General features: G+C 55.5%; 22 protein-coding genes. 12 read left to right on the forward strand and 10 right to left on the reverse strand.

The window, feature by feature from the left end; all coding sequences use genetic code 11:
• Positions 1 to 165: 165 nt before the first annotated feature.
• On the forward strand, positions 166 to 1,734 hold the full coding sequence (locus ACIGCM_RS16640) for a SulP family inorganic anion transporter (RefSeq protein ID WP_397503326.1): 1,569 nt from the start codon (positions 166 to 168) through the stop codon (positions 1,732 to 1,734).
• Between the two features lie 17 nt (positions 1,735 to 1,751).
• On the opposite strand, the gene aroE is transcribed toward ACIGCM_RS16640, so the two are convergent.
• From aroE to hemF, 3 genes are read right to left on the reverse strand one after another with little or no spacing between them, the layout of a single operon-like run.
• Positions 1,752 to 2,573, reverse strand: a complete 822-nt coding sequence (gene aroE / locus ACIGCM_RS16645; RefSeq protein ID WP_397503178.1) for a shikimate dehydrogenase — start codon at positions 2,571 to 2,573, stop codon at positions 1,752 to 1,754.
• Positions 2,574 to 2,627: 54 nt separating this feature from the next.
• A complete protein-coding gene (locus ACIGCM_RS16650) occupies positions 2,628 to 3,230 on the reverse strand; it encodes a hypothetical protein (RefSeq protein ID WP_397503327.1) in 603 nt (200 codons plus the stop codon).
• Positions 3,231 to 3,235: 5 nt separating this feature from the next.
• Entirely contained in the window at positions 3,236 to 4,150 is a 915-nt protein-coding gene (gene hemF / locus ACIGCM_RS16655) for an oxygen-dependent coproporphyrinogen oxidase (RefSeq protein WP_397503179.1), read from the reverse strand.
• Between the two features lie 197 nt (positions 4,151 to 4,347).
• On the opposite strand from hemF, the gene ACIGCM_RS16660 reads away from it, so the two are divergent.
• Entirely contained in the window at positions 4,348 to 5,325 is a 978-nt protein-coding gene (locus ACIGCM_RS16660; protein ID WP_397503180.1) for a quinone oxidoreductase family protein, read from the forward strand.
• 44 nt (positions 5,326 to 5,369) lie between these two features.
• Here ACIGCM_RS16660 and ACIGCM_RS16665 read toward each other — a convergent pair whose 3' ends face one another.
• From ACIGCM_RS16665 to ACIGCM_RS16675, 3 genes are all read right to left on the reverse strand, one after another.
• On the reverse strand, positions 5,370 to 5,927 hold the full coding sequence (locus ACIGCM_RS16665) for an L-threonylcarbamoyladenylate synthase (RefSeq protein WP_397503181.1): 558 nt from the start codon (positions 5,925 to 5,927) through the stop codon (positions 5,370 to 5,372).
• Positions 5,928 to 6,063: 136 nt separating this feature from the next.
• On the reverse strand, positions 6,064 to 7,167 hold the full coding sequence (gene dprA, locus ACIGCM_RS16670; protein ID WP_397503182.1) for a DNA-processing protein DprA: 1,104 nt from the start codon (positions 7,165 to 7,167) through the stop codon (positions 6,064 to 6,066).
• A gap of 78 nt (positions 7,168 to 7,245) precedes the next feature.
• Positions 7,246 to 8,271, reverse strand: coding sequence for a LysM peptidoglycan-binding domain-containing protein (locus tag ACIGCM_RS16675; RefSeq protein ID WP_397503183.1), 1,026 nt, complete (start codon positions 8,269 to 8,271; stop codon positions 7,246 to 7,248).
• A 153-nt stretch (positions 8,272 to 8,424) separates the two neighbouring features.
• Here ACIGCM_RS16675 and def point away from each other — a divergent pair, with 153 nt between their 5' ends.
• From def to ACIGCM_RS16700, 5 genes are all read left to right on the forward strand, one after another.
• On the forward strand, positions 8,425 to 8,931 hold the full coding sequence (gene def / locus ACIGCM_RS16680) for a peptide deformylase (RefSeq protein ID WP_397503328.1): 507 nt from the start codon (positions 8,425 to 8,427) through the stop codon (positions 8,929 to 8,931).
• Between the two features lie 91 nt (positions 8,932 to 9,022).
• Complete coding sequence (gene fmt / locus ACIGCM_RS16685; RefSeq protein ID WP_397503184.1) at positions 9,023 to 9,964, forward strand: methionyl-tRNA formyltransferase; 942 nt, start codon at positions 9,023 to 9,025, stop codon at positions 9,962 to 9,964.
• 13 nt (positions 9,965 to 9,977) lie between these two features.
• Positions 9,978 to 11,291, forward strand: coding sequence for a 16S rRNA (cytosine(967)-C(5))-methyltransferase RsmB (gene rsmB, locus ACIGCM_RS16690; RefSeq protein ID WP_397503185.1), 1,314 nt, complete (start codon positions 9,978 to 9,980; stop codon positions 11,289 to 11,291).
• A 12-nt stretch (positions 11,292 to 11,303) separates the two neighbouring features.
• The gene (gene trkA / locus ACIGCM_RS16695; protein ID WP_397503186.1) at positions 11,304 to 12,677 is read left to right on the forward strand and encodes a Trk system potassium transporter TrkA; all 1,374 of its coding nucleotides are present in this window, start codon (positions 11,304 to 11,306) and stop codon (positions 12,675 to 12,677) included.
• A 38-nt stretch (positions 12,678 to 12,715) separates the two neighbouring features.
• Positions 12,716 to 13,036 carry a tetratricopeptide repeat protein gene (locus tag ACIGCM_RS16700; protein ID WP_397503187.1) on the forward strand — a complete coding sequence of 107 codons (321 nt, stop codon included), beginning with the start codon at positions 12,716 to 12,718 and terminating at the stop codon, positions 13,034 to 13,036.
• 64 nt (positions 13,037 to 13,100) lie between these two features.
• Here ACIGCM_RS16700 and ACIGCM_RS16705 read toward each other — a convergent pair whose 3' ends face one another.
• The 4 genes from ACIGCM_RS16705 to ACIGCM_RS16720 form a co-directional block, all read right to left on the reverse strand.
• The gene (locus ACIGCM_RS16705) at positions 13,101 to 13,754 is read right to left on the reverse strand and encodes a 7-cyano-7-deazaguanine/7-aminomethyl-7-deazaguanine transporter (RefSeq protein WP_397503188.1); all 654 of its coding nucleotides are present in this window, start codon (positions 13,752 to 13,754) and stop codon (positions 13,101 to 13,103) included.
• A 126-nt stretch (positions 13,755 to 13,880) separates the two neighbouring features.
• Complete coding sequence (locus ACIGCM_RS16710) at positions 13,881 to 14,144, reverse strand: PilZ domain-containing protein (protein ID WP_397503189.1); 264 nt, start codon at positions 14,142 to 14,144, stop codon at positions 13,881 to 13,883.
• A gap of 123 nt (positions 14,145 to 14,267) precedes the next feature.
• Positions 14,268 to 15,155 carry a lysophospholipid acyltransferase gene (locus ACIGCM_RS16715; RefSeq protein ID WP_397503190.1) on the reverse strand — a complete coding sequence of 296 codons (888 nt, stop codon included), beginning with the start codon at positions 15,153 to 15,155 and terminating at the stop codon, positions 14,268 to 14,270.
• Between the two features lie 66 nt (positions 15,156 to 15,221).
• Positions 15,222 to 15,776: a DNA-3-methyladenine glycosylase I gene (locus ACIGCM_RS16720; protein WP_397503191.1), complete on the reverse strand. Its 555-nt coding sequence runs from the start codon at positions 15,774 to 15,776 to the stop codon at positions 15,222 to 15,224.
• A gap of 141 nt (positions 15,777 to 15,917) precedes the next feature.
• On the opposite strand from ACIGCM_RS16720, the gene glyQ reads away from it, so the two are divergent.
• The 5 genes from glyQ to ACIGCM_RS16745 all read left to right on the forward strand — a co-directional run bounded on the left by glyQ (position 15,918) and on the right by ACIGCM_RS16745 (position 20,890).
• The gene (gene glyQ / locus ACIGCM_RS16725) at positions 15,918 to 16,865 is read left to right on the forward strand and encodes a glycine--tRNA ligase subunit alpha (RefSeq protein ID WP_397503192.1); all 948 of its coding nucleotides are present in this window, start codon (positions 15,918 to 15,920) and stop codon (positions 16,863 to 16,865) included.
• Positions 16,862 to 18,916 (forward strand): glycine--tRNA ligase subunit beta, encoded by a 2,055-nt coding sequence (gene glyS, locus ACIGCM_RS16730; RefSeq protein ID WP_397503193.1) that lies wholly within the window; start codon positions 16,862 to 16,864, stop codon positions 18,914 to 18,916. The genes glyQ and glyS overlap by 4 nt, the downstream gene beginning before the upstream one ends.
• Positions 18,917 to 18,994: 78 nt before the next feature.
• Positions 18,995 to 19,528, forward strand: coding sequence for a D-glycero-beta-D-manno-heptose 1,7-bisphosphate 7-phosphatase (gmhB, locus tag ACIGCM_RS16735; protein WP_397503194.1), 534 nt, complete (start codon positions 18,995 to 18,997; stop codon positions 19,526 to 19,528).
• Between the two features lie 32 nt (positions 19,529 to 19,560).
• Positions 19,561 to 20,334 (forward strand): lysophospholipid acyltransferase family protein, encoded by a 774-nt coding sequence (locus tag ACIGCM_RS16740; RefSeq protein WP_397503195.1) that lies wholly within the window; start codon positions 19,561 to 19,563, stop codon positions 20,332 to 20,334.
• Between the two features lie 196 nt (positions 20,335 to 20,530).
• On the forward strand, positions 20,531 to 20,890 hold the full coding sequence (locus ACIGCM_RS16745; protein WP_397503196.1) for a hypothetical protein: 360 nt from the start codon (positions 20,531 to 20,533) through the stop codon (positions 20,888 to 20,890).
• Positions 20,891 to 20,971 lie beyond the last annotated feature (81 nt).

Genomic DNA, 20,971 nt, shown 5'->3' on the forward strand with positions numbered 1-20,971 from the left:
CAGCAGACGGGCCTAAATCATCAAGGCCCGTCGCCGATTTAACATTCCATGTATTCGAACACCACTCGCTGCACCGGAATACGCCATACTGATGCGCATCAATAAGTTGTTTGGGGCCCTGTTTGCCATGCACTGCAACTCAGACGTCAGATTCCGCTGATGCGAATGCGCCGACCCAGCTTGCAAAGCCTGTTGCCGTTTCTGCGCTGGCTGCCGAGCACCAGCCGGGAAACCTTGAGCAATGACGCATTGGTGGGTTTGACTGGCGCAATTCTGGCGTTGCCACAATCCATCGCTTACGCACTGATTGCCGGGCTGCCGCCCGAGTACGGTCTTTACGCAGCCATTGTGCCGGTAATTATTGCCTCACTCTGGGGCTCGTCATGGCATCTTATCTGTGGGCCAACGGCGGCAATCTCGATTGTCTTGTTCACCAGCGTCAGCCCACTGGCCAAACCTGGCAGCGATGACTTTATCGCCCTGATCCTGCTGCTAAGTTTTATCGCCGGACTGTTCCAGTGGGCGCTTGGGCTGATGCGCTTTGGCGCACTGGTCAACTTTGTCTCACATTCTGTTGTACTGGGCTTTACCTTGGGTGCTGCCTTGGTCATTGCACTGGGGCAATTGCCCAACCTGCTCGGCATCGATATTCCCAGCCAGAAAACCGCCCTCAGTTCACTGGTTAATATTGGCCAACACCTCGGTGAGAGTGACTGGCGCTCGGTGGCACTGGCGGCATTCACCATTGCTGTAAGCCTTGTATGCAAACAGTTCTGGCCCCGTGGACCGGCGCTGCTGATCAGCCTGGTAGCCGGCAGCCTCGCGGTAGTCGCTCTGCCGCAGCAACTCGGGCATATCACCTTGGTCAGTGCATTCGAAGGCAAACTGCCGCCACTGGTGGTGCTCGATTTTGACCTTGAAAGCGTGCTGCAATTGCTTCCGGCAGCCATTGCGTGCGGCATGCTCGGGCTAGTCACCAGCTTATCGATTGCCCGCTCGCTGGCGACCAAATCACAACAGTTCCTGGATGCCAACCAAGAGGTCCGCGCCCAAGGCTTATCGAACATCATTGGCCCATGGTTCTCTGGCTCGCTGTCGGCAGGCTCATTTACCCGCTCGGCCCTGAACCTTCAGGCGGGCGCACGCTCGCCGCTGGCCGGGGTGTTCTCGGCCATTCTGGTGGGACTGTTTGCGTTGTTCGGGGCACAGTTGATTGAGCACATACCACTGCCCTGTATGGCAGCAGGCATTCTGCTGATCTGCTGGGGTTTAATGGATATCGCTGGGGTTAAAGCGCTCTATCGGGTCAGCCGTTCCGAGTTCTTGGTGATGCTCTTAACCCTGACTGCAACCTTGATAATGGAGTTGCAGACGGCAATCTATGCCGGCGTCCTGGCATCGCTGTTTTTCTACCTGAAACGCACCTCCCAACCGAGGGTGAAGTTCTGGCAAGACGGTGATGAAGAATTATTGCGCGTTGAAGGTTCGATCTTCTTTGGCGCGTGCCACTACCTGCAGCAGATCATTCAGCGCAGCCGTGGCGAGCGGGTGATTATTGATGCCCACCACGTCAATTTTATTGATTACGCCGGGATTGAGATGCTTCATCAAGAAGCCAGGCGCCTGCGCGGGCAAAAGCGCAATTTGATCATACGCCGCGCCCGGCCACAGGTAATCGAAGAGATCCAGAAGTTAGAGGGCGCGGAGCAGTGCCCGGTGGTGTTCGAAGACTAAGCCAATGGCGGCAGGCTTCACTGCGCCAGCAAGCGTCGTAGCTCAGCCAGAACCGGCGCAGTTGACGGGCGCACACCGCGCCACACAAAGAACGCTTCGGCAGCTTGCTCGACCAACATCCCCAAACCATCAATGGTACGAGCAGCACCCTGTTCGGCGGCCCAACGATTAAACGCGGTGGCCTCATTGCCATACATCATGTCATAGCAAACCGTGTGACCGGGCTTGATCAAACTGCCTGCAATTGGCGGCACGTCGCCTGCCAAGCTGGCGGATGTGCCGTTGACTATCAAATCTACCGGAGCATCAATCCAATCAAAACCACTGGCCACAATTGGACCTAAATCAGCGAACTGCCGGGCCAAATGTTCGGCCTTTTCTACGGTGCGATTGGCGATAACCAGGCTGTTTGGCTGTTCAGCCATAAAGGGTTCGATAATGCCCCTTACCGCGCCGCCAGCGCCCAAGACTAGAATGCGTTTACCCCGCAGAAAGAACCCGGCATTGATCTGCAGATCGCGCACCAACCCGGCTCCATCGGTGTTATCACCCACCAGCGTGCCGTCTAACAGCTTCTTCAACGTATTAACTGCACCCGCGCGCTTGGCCCGCGCAGACAAGCTGTCTGCCAGAGCAAATGCCTGTTCTTTAAACGGCACAGTAACGTTGGCACCTTTACCTTCACTGAAGAACGCTTGGGCAAACTCACTAAAACCATCGAGGGGTGCCAGCAGGCTCTCATAGCTCAGCTGTTGATTGGTTTGCTCGGCAAACAACCTGTGAATCAAAGGCGACTTGCTGTGGCCGATTGGGTTACCGAATACGCCGTAACGGTCCATGTTGAAATCCTTGCTTGTGCCGCTGTTAACGTCTGTCAATCACGCAGAAAAGGGTTACCACCAACTGCGATTGCTCTCCAATTCGGCCCGGCACTGTTTCAGTTGCCAGCCATAGTTCTTTGCTTGCTGTTCGACTTTTCGCGCGACTTGCATCAACCAGGGCTTACTGCGATAGGTGCCGCGGCTATAGCCGCCGCGTCCTTCGTGATAGGCCAAGTACTGATTGTACGCGTCCCACTTAGACACGCCCAACGTGCGCTGCGTTACGTTGGTATACCAGCCGACAAACATGATCGCATCTTCAAAATCGTCACGCGAGCCGCCGTTGCCCGTCTGGTCTTTATACTCACCCCAAACAGGATCCTGCGCCTGTGCATAACCGTATGCCGAACTGACCCGTCCCCACGGAATCACCCAGAGCAAATACGCCCGGGGCGGCAAAGCATCCTCAACAAAGCTGCTTTCTTGCTTGATAATTGCCATCGCCACATTCATCGGCGTGCCATAGGCGTCTTGCATATCCAGCGAGTCTTCGTACCAATCAGGGTACTCACGGTAAATATTGCACAGGTTGTTTTGATCTCTTGGCGGAGCCGTCGAACAACCCGCTAGCAGCGCTAAGGCTGCCAGCAAAGCGGTGATGCGTCCTTGCCCGATAATGTTCAAGCGCTGGCCAGCCAGTCTCGGTCGGTCAGGTAATACTCAGTCAAACGCGCTTCTTCGGTACCCGGCTCAGCTTTCCAGTCATAGCCCCAGCGCACATGGGGCGGCAGCGACATCAGGATCGACTCGGTGCGCCCACCGGACTGCAAGCCAAACAGCGTGCCACGGTCGTAGACCAGGTTGAACTCAACATAGCGACCCCGGCGAAACGCCTGAAACTCGCGCTGTTGCTCAGTGTATGCCATGGCCTTGCGGCGCTGCACGATAGGCAAATAGGCCTCAAGGTAGGCATCGCCGATGGCACGCAAGAAGGCAAAGCTGGTGTCAAAGTCCCATTCATTCAAATCATCAAAGAACAGCCCGCCGATGCCCCGCGGCTCGTTGCGGTGCTTGATGTGGAAGTAGCGATCACACCATTCCTTATAACGCGGATAGACATCAGCGCCGAACGGCTCGCAAGCCTTTTGCGCAACGCGATGCCAGTGCACACAGTCTTCTTCGTTGGCGTAATAAGGGGTCAAATCAAAACCGCCACCAAACCACCAGACCGCTTCCTCACCTTCTTTCTCGGCAATGAAAAACCGCACATTCGCATGTGACGTCGGTACATGGGGGTTATTGGGGTGGATCACCAGCGACACACCCATGGCCTCAAAACCGCGACCTGCAAGCTCTGGACGATGGGCACTGGCAGAAGGTGGCAGGCCGGTGCCGAATACATGAGAAAAGTTGACCCCACCTTTTTCGATCAAGTCACCGTTCTCGATTACCCGCGTGCGACCACCACCGCCGGCCGGACGCTGCCAGGCATCTTCGATGAATTGACTGCTGCTATCTTCAGCTTGCAGGGCTGAACAAATACGGTCTTGCAGATCAAGCAAATAGGCTTTTACGGCCTCAGTACGATCACTCACGGAGCCACCTTGAAAAGCGGGTTAAGCCACACGACTTTGGTTGTGCGACGAAATCGGCGGCCAGCATACCATTTGCACCCCAGTGATCGCAGTTGACTCGAGTCAATTCGACGATAGATGGCGTTCAACGGATGCCAAAACATGCGTCCAGGTGCATCATTAGGCAACTAACAAATAACTTTGATACGGAGCCAGGAATGTCCAAGCGCATACAATTTAGCAGTCACGGCGGCCCAGAAGTCCTCGAGTTTGTTGACCATCAACCTGCCGCACCGGGTGCCGGTGAAGTTCGCGTGCAGAACAAGGCCATTGGCCTTAACTTTATCGACACCTATTTCCGCAGCGGTCTGTATCAGCCACCGGCCTTACCATCGAGCTTGGGCACTGAGGGTGCAGGAATCGTTGAGGCACTCGGCGAGGGCGTCACTCAATTTCAAGTGGGTGATCGCGTCGCATACGCCACAGGGCCGCTGGGGGCTTACAGCCAACTGCATGTATTACCTGCCGGTAAACTGGTGAAGTTGCCTGACGCAATCAGCTTTGAGCAAGCTGCTGCGGTCATGCTCAAAGGCCTTACTGTGCAGTACTTGCTGCGCCAGACCTTTGCCTTGCAAGGCGGCGAAACCGTTCTGTTTCATGCCGCCGCAGGCGGTGTTGGCTCTTTCGCCTGCCAGTGGGCCAAGGCGCTGGGCGTCAAGCTTATCGGCACCGTCAGCACCGAAGAAAAGGCCGAACGAGCGATGCAGCAGGGCGCCTGGGCCACCATCAACTACAGCCATGAGAATGTCGCCGAGCGCGTGCTCGAACTCACAGATGGCAAGAAGTGCCCAGTGGTATATGACGGTGTCGGCAAAGACACCTGGGCAACCTCGCTCGACTGCGTAGCCCCGCGCGGGTTGCTGGTTAGCTTCGGCAACGCCTCAGGCGCAGTTAGCGGAGTGAACCTGGGGATTCTGGCGCAAAAAGGCGCGTTGTTTGTCACCCGGCCAACCCTGGCGCATTACGCCGACACCCCTGAGCGCCTACAGGCCATGGCTGATGAGCTCTTCGACATGATCACCAGTGGCAAGCTGGAGGTTGAGATCAGCCAACGTTATGCCTTGGCAGAAGCCGCGCAGGCACAAATTGCCTTGAGCGCCCGCCAAACCACTGGCTCGACGATTTTGTTGCCGTAGCCCATGTAATCGCACTCGCTCAGGCAACTGAGCGAGTGGCTCTCTTAGGAAGGGCGTACCACGTCGCCACTGATCAAGTCGCGAATAAGACTCGGATTCTTGCGGCCACCCAAAGCGCCATTCAACACTTTGTCGAGCTGGCCGGGGAAATACTGCTCAATGCGCAAACGACTGCGCGCCGCAGGACGACCAGCAGGGTTGGCGGATGTTGAAACCAGCGGGCCGGTGAGGGCACAGAGCTCACGCACCAGCGGGTGATCGCTGACACGCAGGGCAACACTGTTGTGCTCGCCAGTAATCCATTCAGGTAAACGGTCCTGATGGGGCACCAGCCAGGTGGTCGGCCCCGGCCACATACTGGCCAAGCGGTCTTGCCAGATATCGGGCAAGTCTTCAATCAAGAAATCGAACTGCCGAATATTGTCGGCGACCAGAATCAGGCCTTTATGCATCGGCCGATTTTTCAGCGCCAGCAGGCGCGCAACCGCCAATTCATCAAAGGGATCGCAACCCAGCCCCCAGACAGCCTCAGTCGGATAGGCAATAACGCCCCCTTGCAACACCACCCGCGCGGCTTGCCGTACCTGCCAGTTATTGACCATCCATCGTGCTCCATTTAACTCATGCTGCGCAGTGTATCTAAGCCGGATAATAATTGACTAAGGAATCCCTACGGAATCCCGGAAGGTTTTGCAGAAAATGCCAAATGCTGTTGGCGTTTTGCTGTGTTCGCGCGTCCTATATTGCATACCAACGACCAGCGTCGCAGCTGACGCGGCCCTCCAACTCAAGCTCGGTTAATGCTGCGAGCACTTGTGATAGCGGCCAACCGCTGGCAACCACCAAGGCTTCACTGCTTTGCGGCGCGGCGAATAACAGGTCGAGCAAAGGGTGGCTGACCAGCACTGCAGGCTCAACAGATACAGCGCCATGCTGCCAACCACGTAATGCCTCGAGAATATGCTCAATGCTCTCAACCAGAGTCGCACCGTCGCGAATCAATTGATGACAACCACGGGCACCCGGATGATGAATTGAACCGGGAATCGCATACACCTCGCGGCCTTGCTCGGCGGCCAGACGTGCCGTGATTAACGAACCACTTGAGGGGCTGGCTTCAACCACCAATACACCCAGAGATAAGCCGCTGATGATGCGATTGCGTCTGGGAAAGTTACTCGCATGAGCGGGGCTGTTCAGGGGTAATTCTGAAACCAGCACACCGCCACCCGCGACGATATCGGCAGCCAGTTGACGGTGTCGGGCAGGGTAGATGTGCTGCAAGCCAGTGCCTAACACTGCAACCGTTTTACCCTGTGCGTCCAGCGCACCCTGATGCGCTGCGCCATCAATCCCCAAGGCCAAGCCACTGGTGATAACAAAACCACCCGCTGCCAAGTGCCTGGCAAAACTTTGCGCCGTGGCTAAGCCGGGTTTTGATGCACGGCGGCTGCCAACCATGGCTAATTGCGGCCGCTCCAGCAAGCCGGCATCACCCCTAGCAAATAACAACGGCGGCGCATCACTGAGCTCAGCCAAAAGTGCCGGGTACTGAGTTGAGTCCCACATGATCAGTTGATTTTCAGGCTCATCCAACCAATGCAAGGTGGCACCGACCTGCTCACGCACATCGCTATTGCGCCGGGCATCACTGCTGGCTTGCGGCAAACCAAGCGCACGCCAGGCAGAGGCGGGTGCACTGAGCGCAGAGGAGGCTGAGTCGAAGGCACTGAGCAGTTTATGGAAACGTTTAGGTCCGAGTTCAGGCAGGCAATGCAAACGGATGCGTGCTTCGAGTTCGGCAGGAGAGGGCGCAGCCTTTGAGCTAAGGTGTGGCGACATACTGATCATCCTTGATCGGTCGCGCCATACGCCTATGCGTATGGCTTAAAGGCCCAGTAAATACTGGGCCTTTGGATGTTACGGGTTACGCACTTTGTCGAGTACCGCCAGGTTGCGGCTGGCATGCAAGATCAAGCCGTAGCTGAGCTTATTGTAGGTGCGGAACACCATCATCAAACCTGCGCGCTCGTCGGGAATTTTCACCGAGTCGCCTGTTACGCGGTCACGTACGGTTTCACCCGTCTTGTAGACGGCGAGCACGTTCCCCACAACCAGACCGTCACGGACGCCCTTGTTGATAGTCACCACATCAAACTGGCCGATCTGATTGACCCCACGCGGTACGTCGATGATCAAGCCTTTGACATCACCCGCAGGCTCACTCGGCATAAATGTCGAGTTGATTGCCCGTTCTTCGTTAACAAACAGACGATCGCCATTGCGCACTTCTTGGGTGCTGCGGCGTAGCTCCATGGTGCCAATGTCACCTTCTTCGGCAACAATCTCACCACCACCGATGTCATCCGCATTGATCCCTAGAAACTCTTTGGTTTCAGGATCGAAATAGCTTTTACCCTGACGGAAAATCCCGTAATTCGGGGTCGCGGTGCTGAACTTACCGCGTGCGTAAATACGGTCACCCGCGCCACTCACAACGCGCTCGGCATCGCCGGCAACGATATAAGGCGCACGCTCGAAATCTTTTGGATCATCAACAATGCGGTTGTACAGCAAGAAGCTGTTGATGGCTTCGAGCGGAATTGCCGGAATCGCTTCAGCCATTGGCGTGCTGCGCACTTTTGGCGACAGTTTGATGGTGCCGCGTGATGCCCCACGATTAAGTACCAAACGTGGCTGACCATCGACATAAACCAGACTCAACGTATCGCCAGGGTAGATCAGGTGCGGGTTTTCGACCTGTGGGTTAGCGTGCCAAATCTCTGGCCACTTCCAGGGTTCACGCAGGAATCTACCGGAGATATCCCATAGAGTATCGCCCTTGACCACTGTGTAACGATCCGGATGACCGTCCTTTAGTTGCACATCTGCCTGGGCCAAACCGCTAACTGCAAGTAGCAGCATAGCGAGTAGTGATTTCCTCATGCGGTGAATCCCTTTATTATGTGTCTTCTGTGAAGCGCCCTAGCGCTGCAACCTAACCCCAATAGAAATGCGGCAATAGGCCGCTTTTCCATGCTGCTCATCATCTTAGCAGCGGATTTTGACTTTATTCCACAAGTGCATCACACAACTCATATGGCGATATTAAACATCCTCGAATTTCCTGATCCACGTTTACGCACCATTGCTAAACCAGTGGACGTAGTCGATGACGCTTTGCGTCAGCTAATCGACGACATGTTCGAAACCATGTACGAAGCGCCAGGTATCGGTCTTGCTGCCACGCAAGTCAATGTTCATAAGCGTTTGGTGGTTATGGATCTGTCTGAAGATCGCTCTGAACCACGGGTTTTTATCAACCCCGAGTTCGAGTCGCTGACCGAAGAGATGGATCAATATCAGGAAGGTTGCCTGTCGGTTCCCGGTTTTTACGAGAATGTCGACCGCCCGCAAAAAGTTAAGGTCAAAGCCCTTGATCGCGATGGCAAACCCTACGAGCTAATTGCCGAAGGCTTACTCGCCGTGTGCATTCAGCACGAGTGCGACCACCTGAACGGCAAACTGTTTGTCGATTACCTGTCTACGCTCAAACGTGACCGGATTAAAAAGAAGCTTGAAAAGCAGCACCGCCAACAAGCTTGATCGACGACACTCAAAGGCTTGCTGCGGCAAGCCTTTTTATTGCTGCCAGGCGAGGGCACAAGTGCCACTTGCCTGAGCTTGACGAGACCTTATGACTGACTCTTTACGCATCATTTTTGCTGGCACCCCGGAATTTTCCGCCGAACACCTCAAAGCGTTGCTTGGCACTGAGCACCAGATCGTCGCTGTGTACACCCAGCCTGATCGACCTTCCGGGCGCGGGCAAAAACTGATGCCGAGCCCGGTCAAGCAACTCGCCTTGCAACATGAAATACCGGTGTTTCAACCCCAAACCCTGCGCGACAGCGACGCCCAAGCACAGTTGGCTGACCTGCAAGCAGACCTGATGGTGGTGGTCGCCTACGGCTTGATCCTGCCGCAAGCGGTACTCGACACCCCGCGCTTAGGCTGCATCAACAGCCATGCCTCATTGCTGCCACGCTGGCGAGGCGCTGCGCCGATCCAGCGGGCGATTGAGGCCGGCGATGCTGAATCCGGCGTAACCGTGATGCAGATGGAAGCAGGGCTCGATACCGGCCCAATGCTACTCAAGGTGAATACCGCAATTAGTGACGATGACACCGGTGGCAGTTTGCATGATCGCCTTGCCAGTATCGGTCCCGTTGCAGTGCTTGAGGCGATTAACGGTTTAGCCGCAGGCACGCTGGTTGGTGAAGTCCAAGACGACAGCCTGGCCACCTACGCGCACAAGCTCAACAAGGAACAAGCACGCATCGACTGGACGCGTCCTGCTGATGAGTTGCAACGCCTGATTCGGGCATTCAACCCGACGCCAATCTGTCACAGCACCCTCAATGGAGCGCCGATCAAGGTGCTCAGCGCTGAGTGCAGTGAAGGCAATGGGGTGCCTGGAACAATCCTCGACGCCAGCAAGCAAGGCCTGACCGTAGCGTGTGGCACTGGCGCGCTTCTACTCACACGCCTGCAATTGCCAGGCGGTAAAGCACTCGGCTTCGCTGACCTGTACAACAGCCGCCGCGACCAATTCAGCGTTGGCGCGGTACTGGTTTGATGAGGGCTCACCGATGAATCCGCGTCTCGCCGCCGCCAACGCACTGAGTGCTGTGCTTTCTGGCAAGGCCTCGTTAGCCAGTAGCTTGCCGCCGCAGTTGGATAAGGTTGAGCCACGCGACCGTGGCCTTACTCAAGAGCTGGCCTTTGGGGCTGCGCGTTGGCAGCCGCGGTTATCGGCGTTGGCCGAGAAACTCCTGCAAAAACCTTTTAAAGCGGCGGATAAAGACGTTGAAGCCCTGCTGCTGGTTGGCCTTTATCAACTGCTCTACACGCGCATTCCAGCACATGCTGCACTGGGTGAAACCGTAGGCTGCGCCGATAAACTGAAAAAACCCTGGGCCAAAGGCCTGCTCAATGCCGTGTTGCGCCGCGCCCAGCGTGAGGCCGAGCCGTTATTGGCCGAAATGCAGCGCGACCCGATGGTGCGTACTGCCCATCCACGCTGGCTGCAAAAATCCCTTAAAGCCTTTTGGCCGGAACACTGGGAAGCCATCTGCGCCGCCAATAATGCCCATCCACCTTTGATACTGCGAGTCAATCGGCGTCATGGCAGTCGTGATGCTTACCTGGCAGAACTGCAAGCGGCAGGGATTGAATCCACGGCCTGTACCTTCAGCCGCGATGGCATTCGCCTGAGCCAAGCCTGCGACGTCACCACCTTGCCCGGTTTCGCTGAAGGCCGGGTTAGCGTGCAAGATGAAGCTGCGCAGCTGGCTGCCGACTTGCTCGATCTCGCGCCGGGCCAGAGAGTGCTTGATGCTTGCTGCGCACCGGGCGGCAAAACCTGCCACATTCTCGAAGCCGAGCCAGCGCTGGCAGGCGTTGTGGCCATTGATCTGGAGCCCAAACGCCTGGTGCGAGTGCGCGAAAATCTGACCCGCTTGAAGTTAGATGCCGAATTGATCGCTGCCGACGGCCGGGCTGTGGATAAGTGGTGGGACGGTCAGCCCTTCCAGCGCATTCTGCTTGATGCACCCTGTTCAGCGACTGGCGTTATCCGCCGCCATCCCGATATCAAAATCGCCCGTCAAGCAGACGATATCCCCGCGCTGGCAACCTTGCAGGGCGAGTTGCTCGATGCTTTGTGGCCAACTCTGGCGGTCGGCGGCATTATGCTTTACGCAACCTGCTCGACTTTACCGACAGAAAACACCCAGGTGATCGAAGCCTTCTTGGCGCGCACACCCGGCGCACGCGAACTCGATATTGCCGGGCCATTTGGCCTGCCACAGCCCCATGGCCGCCAATTGCTTGCACAAGAAGATGGTCATGACGGTTTTTACTATGCCAAGCTGATCAAGATCGCCGCGACACCCCGCGGCTGAGGAAGGAATCCGATGAAAATCATCATTCTTGGTGCCGGGCAGGTTGGCGGCACACTGGCAGAACACTTGGCCAGCGAAGCCAATGACATCACAGTGGTCGACACGGACGGCGACCGCTTGCGTGATCTGGGTGATCGCCTGGATATTCGCACCGTACAAGGCCGCGGCTCATTCCCAACTGTTTTGCGTCAGGCGGGAGCCGAAGATGCCGACATGTTGGTCGCCGTGACCAATAGCGACGAAATCAACATGATCGCCTGTCAGGTCGCCTACACCTTGTTTCATACGCCGACCAAGATTGCCCGCGTGCGCGAAGCGGCCTATCTGACCCGCAGTGGCCTGTTCGACAATGAAGCCATTCCCGTTGATGTGCTGATCAGCCCTGAGCAGGTCGTCACCAACTACATCAAGCGCCTGATCGAATACCCAGGCGCGCTGCAGGTTATCGACTTCGCTGAAGGCAAAGCACAGCTGGTCGCAGTCAAAGCCTATTACGGCGGCCCGCTAGTGGGCCAACAGCTGCGCCAACTGCGCGAACACATGCCTAACGTCGACACCCGCGTTGCTGCGATTTTCCGTCGTAACCGGCCGATCATGCCCAAGGGTGACACCATTATCGAAGCGGACGATGAGGTGTTTTTCATCGCCGCCAAAGCGCATATCCGTGCCGTAATGAGCGAGATGCGCCGCCTTGAAGACAGCTACAAGAAGATCGTTATTGCCGGGGGAGGCCATATTGGTGAACGCCTGGCAGAGGCCATCGAAAGTCGCTATCAGGTCAAGATTATCGAGATGAACCCTGCGCGCTGCCGCTATCTCTCGGAAACCCTGGACAGCACCATTGTCCTGCAGGGCAGCGCCTCTGATCGTGATTTACTGGTCGAAGAAAACATCAATGATGCTGACATCTTCCTCGCGCTGACCAACGACGACGAAGCCAACATCATGTCGTCCTTGTTGGCCAAACGCATGGGCGCACGCAAGGTGATGACCATTATCAACAACCCGGCCTACGTTGATCTGGTTCAGGGCGGTGATATCGATATCGCCATCAGCCCACAGCTGGCAACCATCGGCACCTTGCTCACCCACGTACGCCGTGGCGATATCGAAAGCGTGCACTCACTACGCCGCGGCGCTGCAGAGGCAATCGAAATGATTGCCCACGGCGACGCCAAGTCGAGCAAAGTGGTTGGGCGCGAGATCGGCAATATAAACCTGCCACCGGGCACCACCATCGGCGCGGTCATTCGTGATGAGGAAGTGCTGATCGCCCACGACAACACCATGATCCAGAGCGGCGACCATGTGATTTTGTTCTTGGTCGACAAGAAGTACATCCGCGATGCAGAGAGCTTGTTCCAGGTCGGGCTGACCTTCTTCTGACCCGCTGTGGATAACTGTGCCTGACGGCAAGAGGTCGTATGCTTGAGTCACTGGAAAAAATGCTCGCCAAGGGTGTGGATAACTCACTGCTGCGCTTCGGTTTGGGTAAGGGTTACCTCGATGCCGGTGACCCAGCAATGGCGGCCGAGCATTTGCAACGCTGTGTTGAGCTAGACCCCAAGTACTCAGCCGCTTGGAAGCTACTGGGCAAGGCGTTGCTCAATAGCGACCAGCCTGAAGCCGCACGCATGGCATGGGAGCAGGGCATAACCGCTGCTCAAGCCCATGGTGATAAGCAAGCCGAGAGGGAAATGGGCGTGTTTTTGCGCAAGCTGGATAAGCAAAACAGCCCGTCTTGAGCCTCAATCAGTCACGAAAAAGCCCGGCGATGGTTTCCCCGCGCCGGGCTTTTTCGATGCTTGCCTAGTTCGCTACTGCTGCACGCCCTTGAAGTAAGCGGGCAATAGCACCGAGCAAAACACCATAGAGCGGCACAAACAGCACCAGGCTCACCGTCAGTTTGATCGCATAGTCGACGCTGGCGATCTCGACCCAATGCTCCGCCATGAAGGGATCGCTGCTTTGCCAAAAGGCAATGGAGAAAAACACAAAGGTGTCGAGCAGATTCCCCAGAATCGTTGAGGCAGTCGGAGCGACCCACCACTGGCGCAGTCGGCGCATGCGGTCGAATACCTGAATGTCCAGCAATTGGCCCAGCACATAAGCGCAGAAACTGGCCAAGGCAATGCGACCGACGAATACGTTGAATTCCTGCAAGGCAGCAAAGCCTGAGAATGCGCCGTCTTTAAACAGCACTGAGACAACATACGAGGCAATCAGCGCTGGCAGCATAACCCGCGCAATAACCTTACGTGCCGGGGCCTTGCCCAACAGACGTACAGTCAGGTCTGTGGCGAGAAAAATAAACGGAAAGCTGAATGCGCCCCAGGTGGTGTGCCAGCCGAAAATAGTGATCGGCAACTGCACCAGGTAGTTACTGGCGATGATAATCAGGATGTGAAAGGCGATTAGCGCAACCAAAGCCGGTCGGCGAATCGAAGTCAAAGTCGTGTTCATGTGAGCCTTTTTAAGTTTATGGGGTGAGGGAACCCATTTCTAGAACGCCACGCGTTATGCAGCGCGGCGTATTCTAACCAATACTTGACTCACAAGATAGGTTTTAAGCGATTTACTGATAGTTGGTCATTCGGTGACGAAGCGTAGTCCCACACCTTCTGCATCAACACGGGTCACTACCATCTGCAATACAGGTGCTTCAATCGGCATTCCCTGGACTTGACCGCTGACCTGATCGCCTAGTTTTAGCGCGAGCAAATCGTCGTGCTTCACATAGACACCACCGTCGGAGAGATCGCGAGTCTGCGCCACAACATCACCAAAACTGGGGTGACTGATTTTGATCATGCACTTCATCGTGGTACGCGGATGCTGGCGGTTGTTCGACATTGTTCTGGCAACCCTCAATTTATATATGTTTGCCCTTCTTAATAGCTTAAAAGCCAAGAATGGCCAGTCGCTAAATGCAAAAAGGCGCTCTACTTGCGCCTTTTCACCTTCATGAAAGAGCCGTCAGTACCACTTGGCTTCGCCCTCAGGACGCTTTTTGAAGCGCTTCATGGTCCACATGTACTGGCTCGGATAAGCCCGTACATAGCGGCCAATAACTTCACTCATCGCAGCCACACCCACCGTAATATCTTCGCTGTACATCGCTTCGGGTGCCGCTTCCAGAATCACTTTGTAGCCGCTGCCGTCATCAAGGCGCAGCGCGTGCAAGAACACACCAACTGCTTTGCCGCCGGTGAGCATGTTAGGCACAAACTTGCTTGTCAGGGCCACAGTTCCCAGAAAGGGTACGAATACACCGCTGGAAAGACTCGGCTCCGGGTCCGCTGGAATTCCCACTGATCCGCCTTTGCGAACCTCTTTTACCACACTGAGGATTCCCTCTTTGGTCGAGGCGGCTACGCGATTACCCATTTGCACGCGCTGCTTCTGCAGCAAGTCATCCACCGCTTTGAGCTTAGGCGGGCGATAAAAGATGATTGGTTTACATTGTGAGCAATAGAAGTGATTAAGCACTTCCCAGTTGCCCAAGTGGCTGGTGATACCAACCACGCCTTTTCCTGAAGCAAGGGCTTGCTCAAGCACTTCAAGGCCTTCAACTTCTCGGATCAAACCAAGCGACTTCTGCGCCGGCCAGATCCATGCGCAGGCGCTTTCTGTCAGGGTTTGGCTGATGCCCTGCAAGGCATCAGCGAGTAGTTTCTGATGCGCAGCGTCATCCAACTCCGGAAAGCACTTCTTCAGGTTAGTGCTGGCGACTTCACGAGAGCCGTTAGGCAGCTTGTACATCAACCAGCCGATTGCCGCACCGGTCGCTTGCACTGCACGCCATGGCAGCAGGGCAAACAAGCGCAGAAAGCCTACAACCAGTGCACCTTTGAACTTCTCCACAGGCCACTCCCCTGAGATCAAAAGAGCTATTGTACCGCCCTAAACAGCCGCACGCTTATTTACGACTCAGGCTTTAGTCAGCTGGGTGTAACGAAAGCAGTCTGTGGTGTGATCCATCACCATGCCGCTGGCCTGCATAAAGGCATAGCAAATGGTTGGCCCGACAAAGTTAAACCCTGCTTTTTTCAGGGCTTTGCTCATGGCTTCGGCTGGCGGAGTAATGGCGGGGACTTGGCCTCGCTCGCTGAAATGATTGACCAGCGGCTTACCCCCGACAAAGGACCAGAGGAAGTTGGACGGGTCATCGAGCTTCAGCCAAGCCTGTGCATTTTGCCGAACCGCCTTGAGCTTAAGGCGATTACGCACGATGCCGGGGTCTTGCATCAGCACTTCAATTTCATCATCAGTCAACGTGGCAAGGCGTTTTACGTCAAAGCCATGCAGCACTTGGCGATAGCGTTCACGCTTTTTCAGCACAGTGATCCATGACAAGCCGGCCTGAAAACCCTCAAGCATCAGCAACTCAAAGAGTTTATCGGGGTCAGTTAAGGGCACCCCCCATTCTTCATCGTGGTAGGCCATGTACAGCGGATCTTCAGAACACCAGAAACAACGCGTCATAAGGCAATCCCTTGGGTCAGTTGACGTTTCGTCGCGAGCAGCGCTACCGGGTAAAATCAACACCCCCGCAGCGAGTCTAGGCTACGTGCTTTGCGGTATACTCCCGCCCTTTCTGTCGCAGCCAAAACAGGTGAATTTTTCGTGAGCCAGACTACGCCTGCCGTGCGCACCTTCCAAGATTTGATTCTCGCCCTACAGAAATACTGGGCAGAGCAGGGCTGCGTTGTCTTGCAGCCATACGATATGGAAGTCGGTGCTGGCACTTTCCACACCGCTACATTCTTGCGTGCCATCGGTCCTGAGACTTGGAACGCCGCCTATGTGCAGCCCAGCCGCCGTCCGGCTGATGGCCGTTACGGTGAGAACCCAAACCGCCTTCAGCATTACTACCAGTTTCAGGTGGTCTTGAAACCAAACCCGGAGAACTTTCAGGAGTTGTATCTGGGTTCGCTACAAGCCATTGGTATTGACCCACTGGTGCACGATATTCGCTTCGTTGAAGACAACTGGGAGTCGCCAACACTGGGTGCCTGGGGTCTGGGTTGGGAAATCTGGCTCAACGGTATGGAAGTCACCCAATTCACTTACTTCCAGCAAGTCGGTGGCATTGAGTGCTATCCGGTAACGGGCGAGATCACCTACGGCCTTGAGCGCCTAGCCATGTACATCCAGGGCGTTGACTCGGTGTATGACCTGGTATGGGCTGATGGCCCATTCGGTAAAGTCACCTATGGCGACGTGTTCCACCAGAACGAAGTTGAGCAGTCGACCTATAACTTCGAGCACGCCAATGTTGAAAAACTGTTTGAGCTGTTCGACTTCTATGAGTCTGAAGCCAACCGCCTGATCGAGCTTGAGTTGCCGCTGCCGACCTATGAAATGGTGCTCAAGGCATCGCACACCTTCAACTTGCTCGATGCGCGCCGGGCGATCTCGGTAACGGCGCGTCAGCAATACATCCTGCGTGTAAGGGCACTGGCTCGCGCCGTAGCCCAAAGCTACTTGCAAGCTCGGGCCAAGCTCGGCTTCCCGCTCGCCACCCTTGAATTGCGTGATGAAGTACTGGCTAAGCTGGAGGCAGCAGAATGAGTGCACAAGACTTTCTGGTAGAACTGGGCACTGAAGAACTGCCGCCAAAAGCCCTGAAAAACCTGGGCGAGTCGTTCTTGTCCGGGATTGAAAAAGGCCTCAAGGCTGCCGGCCTGAACTACGCCAAAGCCCGTTACTACGCTGCGCCACGTCGTTTAGCAGTACTGGTTGAGCAACTCGACACAGAGCAACCTGACCGCGTCATGAACCTTGACGGCCCGCCGGTTAAAGCCGCATTCGACGCCGAGGGGAACCCGACTCAAGCGGCACTGGGGTTCGCCAACAAGTGCTGCGTGGACCTGTCTGAAATAGATGCCAGCGGGCCTAAGCTGCGCTTCAGCCAGACCATTGCCGGTAAAAAGGCCGCGCAACTGTTGCCTGAAATTGTCGAAACTTCACTCAATGACCTGCCGATTCCCAAGCGCATGCGCTGGGGCGCACGGCGCACCGAGTTTGTCCGTCCAAGCCAATGGCTGGTGATGCTGTTTGGCGATACCGTGCTCGATTGCGAGATCCTTGCGCAAACAGCTGGTCGCGTTTCCCGTGGCCACCGTTTCCATCACAACACTGACGTTGCAATCAGCGCACCAGCTAACTATGCCGAAGACCTGCGCAAAGCTTATGTAGTCGCTGACTTTGCCGAGCGTCGCGAGCAAATCAGCAAGCGTATCGAGCAACTCGCTGCTGAACAAAACGGTACTGCAATCGTGCCGCCTGCGCTGCTCGATGAAGTCAGCGCGTTGGTCGAGTGGCCAGTGCCGTTGGTGTGCTCCTTTGAAGAGCGCTTCCTTGACGTGCCGCAAGAAGCGTTGATCACCACCATGCAGGACAACCAGAAGTACTTCTGCCTGCTCGATGCTGAGGGCAAATTGCTGCCGCGTTTTATCACCGTGGCCAACGTCGAAAGCAAAGACCCGACGCAAATCATCTCGGGTAACGAGAAGGTGGTGCGTCCACGCCTGACCGATGCTGAGTTCTTCTTCAAGCAAGACAAAAAGCAAAAACTCGAAACCTTTAACCAGCGTCTTGCTAACGTGGTATTCCAAGCTCAGCTGGGCTCGGTCTACGACAAAGCCCAGCGGGTATCGGCACTGGCTGCTTACATCGCCGAAAAAATTGGTGGCGATGCCAAGCGAGCAGGGCGGGCGGGCTTGCTGTCCAAATGCGACTTGGCCAGTGAAATGGTTGGCGAATTCCCAGAAATGCAGGGTATCGCCGGCTACTACTACGCCAAGCATGACGGTGAGGCCGAAGACGTTGCCTTGGCGCTTAATGAGCAGTACATGCCGCGCGGCGCGGGTGCCGAATTACCAAGCACACTGACAGGCGCTGCGGTTGCGTTGGCAGACAAGCTCGACACACTGGTGGGCATCTTCGGTATTGGCATGCTGCCAACCGGCAGCAAAGACCCGTACGCACTGCGTCGTGCCGCGTTAGGCGTTCTGCGCATCTTGATCGAGAAGCAACTTGAGTTGGATGTAACGGATGCCGTCGAATTTGCGATCAAGCAATTCGGTAGCAAAATCAAACCAGCTGGCCTTACTGCGCAGGTGCAGGAGTTTATCTTCGACCGTCTGCGTGCTCGCTATGAGGACCAAGGTGTTGAGGTTGCGGTTTACCAGGCCGTTCGCGCCGTGAACCCTGTATCGCCACTCGACTTCGACCAGCGTGTACAAGCGGTGCAAGCGTTCCGCAAACTGCCTGAGGCGGAAGCACTCGCAGCAGCCAACAAGCGTGTATCGAACCTGCTTAGCAAAGCCGATGGCAACATCGCCAAGAGCATCGCTGCGCATTACTTCGACACGCCAAGCGAGTTCGCCCTTAACGCAGCGATTCAGCAAGCTGAGCAGGCTGTACAGCCGCTGGCTGAAGCACGGATGTACAACGAAGCGCTGGCCAAGCTGGCGACGCTGCGCGCACCTGTAGACAGCTTCTTCGAGACCGTTTTGGTCAACGCTGAAGATGCCAACGTTCGTGCTAACCGCTATGCCTTGCTGGCTAAGCTGCGTGGTTTGTTCCTCGGTGTTGCAGACATCTCAGCGCTGAGCTGATGCCTGTTAGCCACGCGGTAGTGGTTGCCTTGGCAACCATACCGCGTGGCGATGCTTAAAACACCTGAGAGATGCGCCATGAAGCTACTCATTCTTGACCGCGACGGAGTGATCAATCATGACTCCGATGCGTATATAAAATCCGTTGAAGAATGGATTCCCATCCCCAGTTCGATCACGGCCATTGCTGACTTATCCAAAGCTGGCTGGACCATTGCTGTGGCCACCAATCAATCAGGCATTGGCCGCGGCTACTATGGCATGGCTGAACTTGATGCCATGCATCAACGCATGCGCCAACTTGTGGCAGAGCAGGGCGGTGAAATCGGCTTGATCATGTATTGCCCGCATGGTCCAGACGAAGGTTGTAACTGCCGTAAACCAAAACCCGGCATGCTCCACAGCATTGCCGAGCATTATGCGGTAGAACTAAAGGGCGTATGGTTCGTGGGTGATAGCAGTGGTGACCTGCAAGCGGCCACAAACGTCGATTGTCAGCCCGTTTTAGTAAAAACCGGCAAAGGCGAGCGCACACTGGCCAAAGGATTACCTGCCAATACCTTAATATTCGATGATCTAGCAGCAGTTGCTAGGCAACTACTCAATCAATAAAACGCGGCTTGCCCGCGACGGTAAATGCATTTATGTCGATACTGCGGGCCATCAATATTTTCTGCTTCTACATCCTGCTGGCAACCAGTTCATTTCTCTGGTGCACCCTAAGTTTCTTTATCGTGCCGTTTTTGCCATTTCGCGCGCGTTACCGCTTCGTTAACCAGAACTGGTGCCGCTTTGCAGTTTGGCTAACCAGTGCCATGGTCGGTATCAAATACGAAGTCAAAGGCCTAGAGAATATCCCAGAAACGCCTTGTGTAATCCTCTCCAAGCACCAGAGCACTTGGGAGACGTTCTTTCTTTCAGCCTTGTTTGAGCCGCTCAGCCAAGTACTCAAGCGTGAGCTGTTGTACGTGCCATTCTTCGGCTGGGCCATGGCCATGCTCAAGCCTATTGCAATCGACCGCAGCAACCCCAAGGCCGCGCTCAAGCAGCTTGCGAAACAGGGTCATGAGCGACTCAAACTTGGCTGCTGGGTACTGGTATTTCCTGAAGGCACGCGCATCCCAACCGGGCAAATTGGCAAGTTCTCACGCGGCGGTGCATCCCTTGCGGTTAACGCCAATTTACCGGTGTTGCCGATTGCCCACGACGCCGGCAAGTACTGGCCAAAAGAAGGCTGGGGTAAGAAGCCGGGCACTATTCAGGTCATCATTGGCGCGCCGATGCATGCCGAAGGCACTGGCCCCCGCGCCATCGCCGAACTCAACGACCGGGCTTTCGCCTGGGTCAGCCAAGCCCAGCGAGATATCGGTTGCTTGAAAGAGGGCGCTGTAGCCTCAACGCCGGAACAGCCCCTGTAAGTACTTTAAGCAATCCCCCTCAAGAGACACCCTCAAGCGCCTTGCTTTAGATCTTCATAGATTGTGGGTGTCTCAGATTAATCTGCGATCTCTGCCCCCAACCAAAAGTTGGTTTTGCATAACCCTAGGTATTTTTTTCTCAAGTATTTGCTCAGGCTGACGACTCACTTCTTAGTAAACCTAAGGAGTCGCTTAAATGAACATGAAGGCGTTGGTGCTTGGACTATGCCTGTTAGTTGCTCCATGCTCTGTAGTCCCTGCATCGATTTCAAGCGCAATCCAAATCACAGGCACTATCGTTGAGCCCCCATGCTTTGCGGAAGTATCAACCAATCTCACCTTGAGATTGCATGGATGTTCTTCAACGATGGGGCAGGAGCATCTTGCGGTGGAAGCAGTAGGGCCACTTATCAAGTCTACAGCTGCAAATAACTATAGCGTCCGCACCCGGCCGATCACCAAAGACGAGCCGCATATTTCTGAGTACCTGTTGATTGACGCTGCCGGAGAGACGATTCGAACAGGCTCATATGTCGTAACGATCAACTACCCATAATCCACCAGCACCTGCCTAAAGCCAAAATCCAGCAAAGAAAAACCCCAGCAGATACGCGTTCTACTGGGGTTTGTGTCTAGC

It is taken from the genome of Pseudomonas sp. NPDC078700 (assembly GCF_044542375.1).
In the GTDB taxonomy this organism is placed as follows: domain Bacteria; phylum Pseudomonadota; class Gammaproteobacteria; order Pseudomonadales; family Pseudomonadaceae; genus Aquipseudomonas.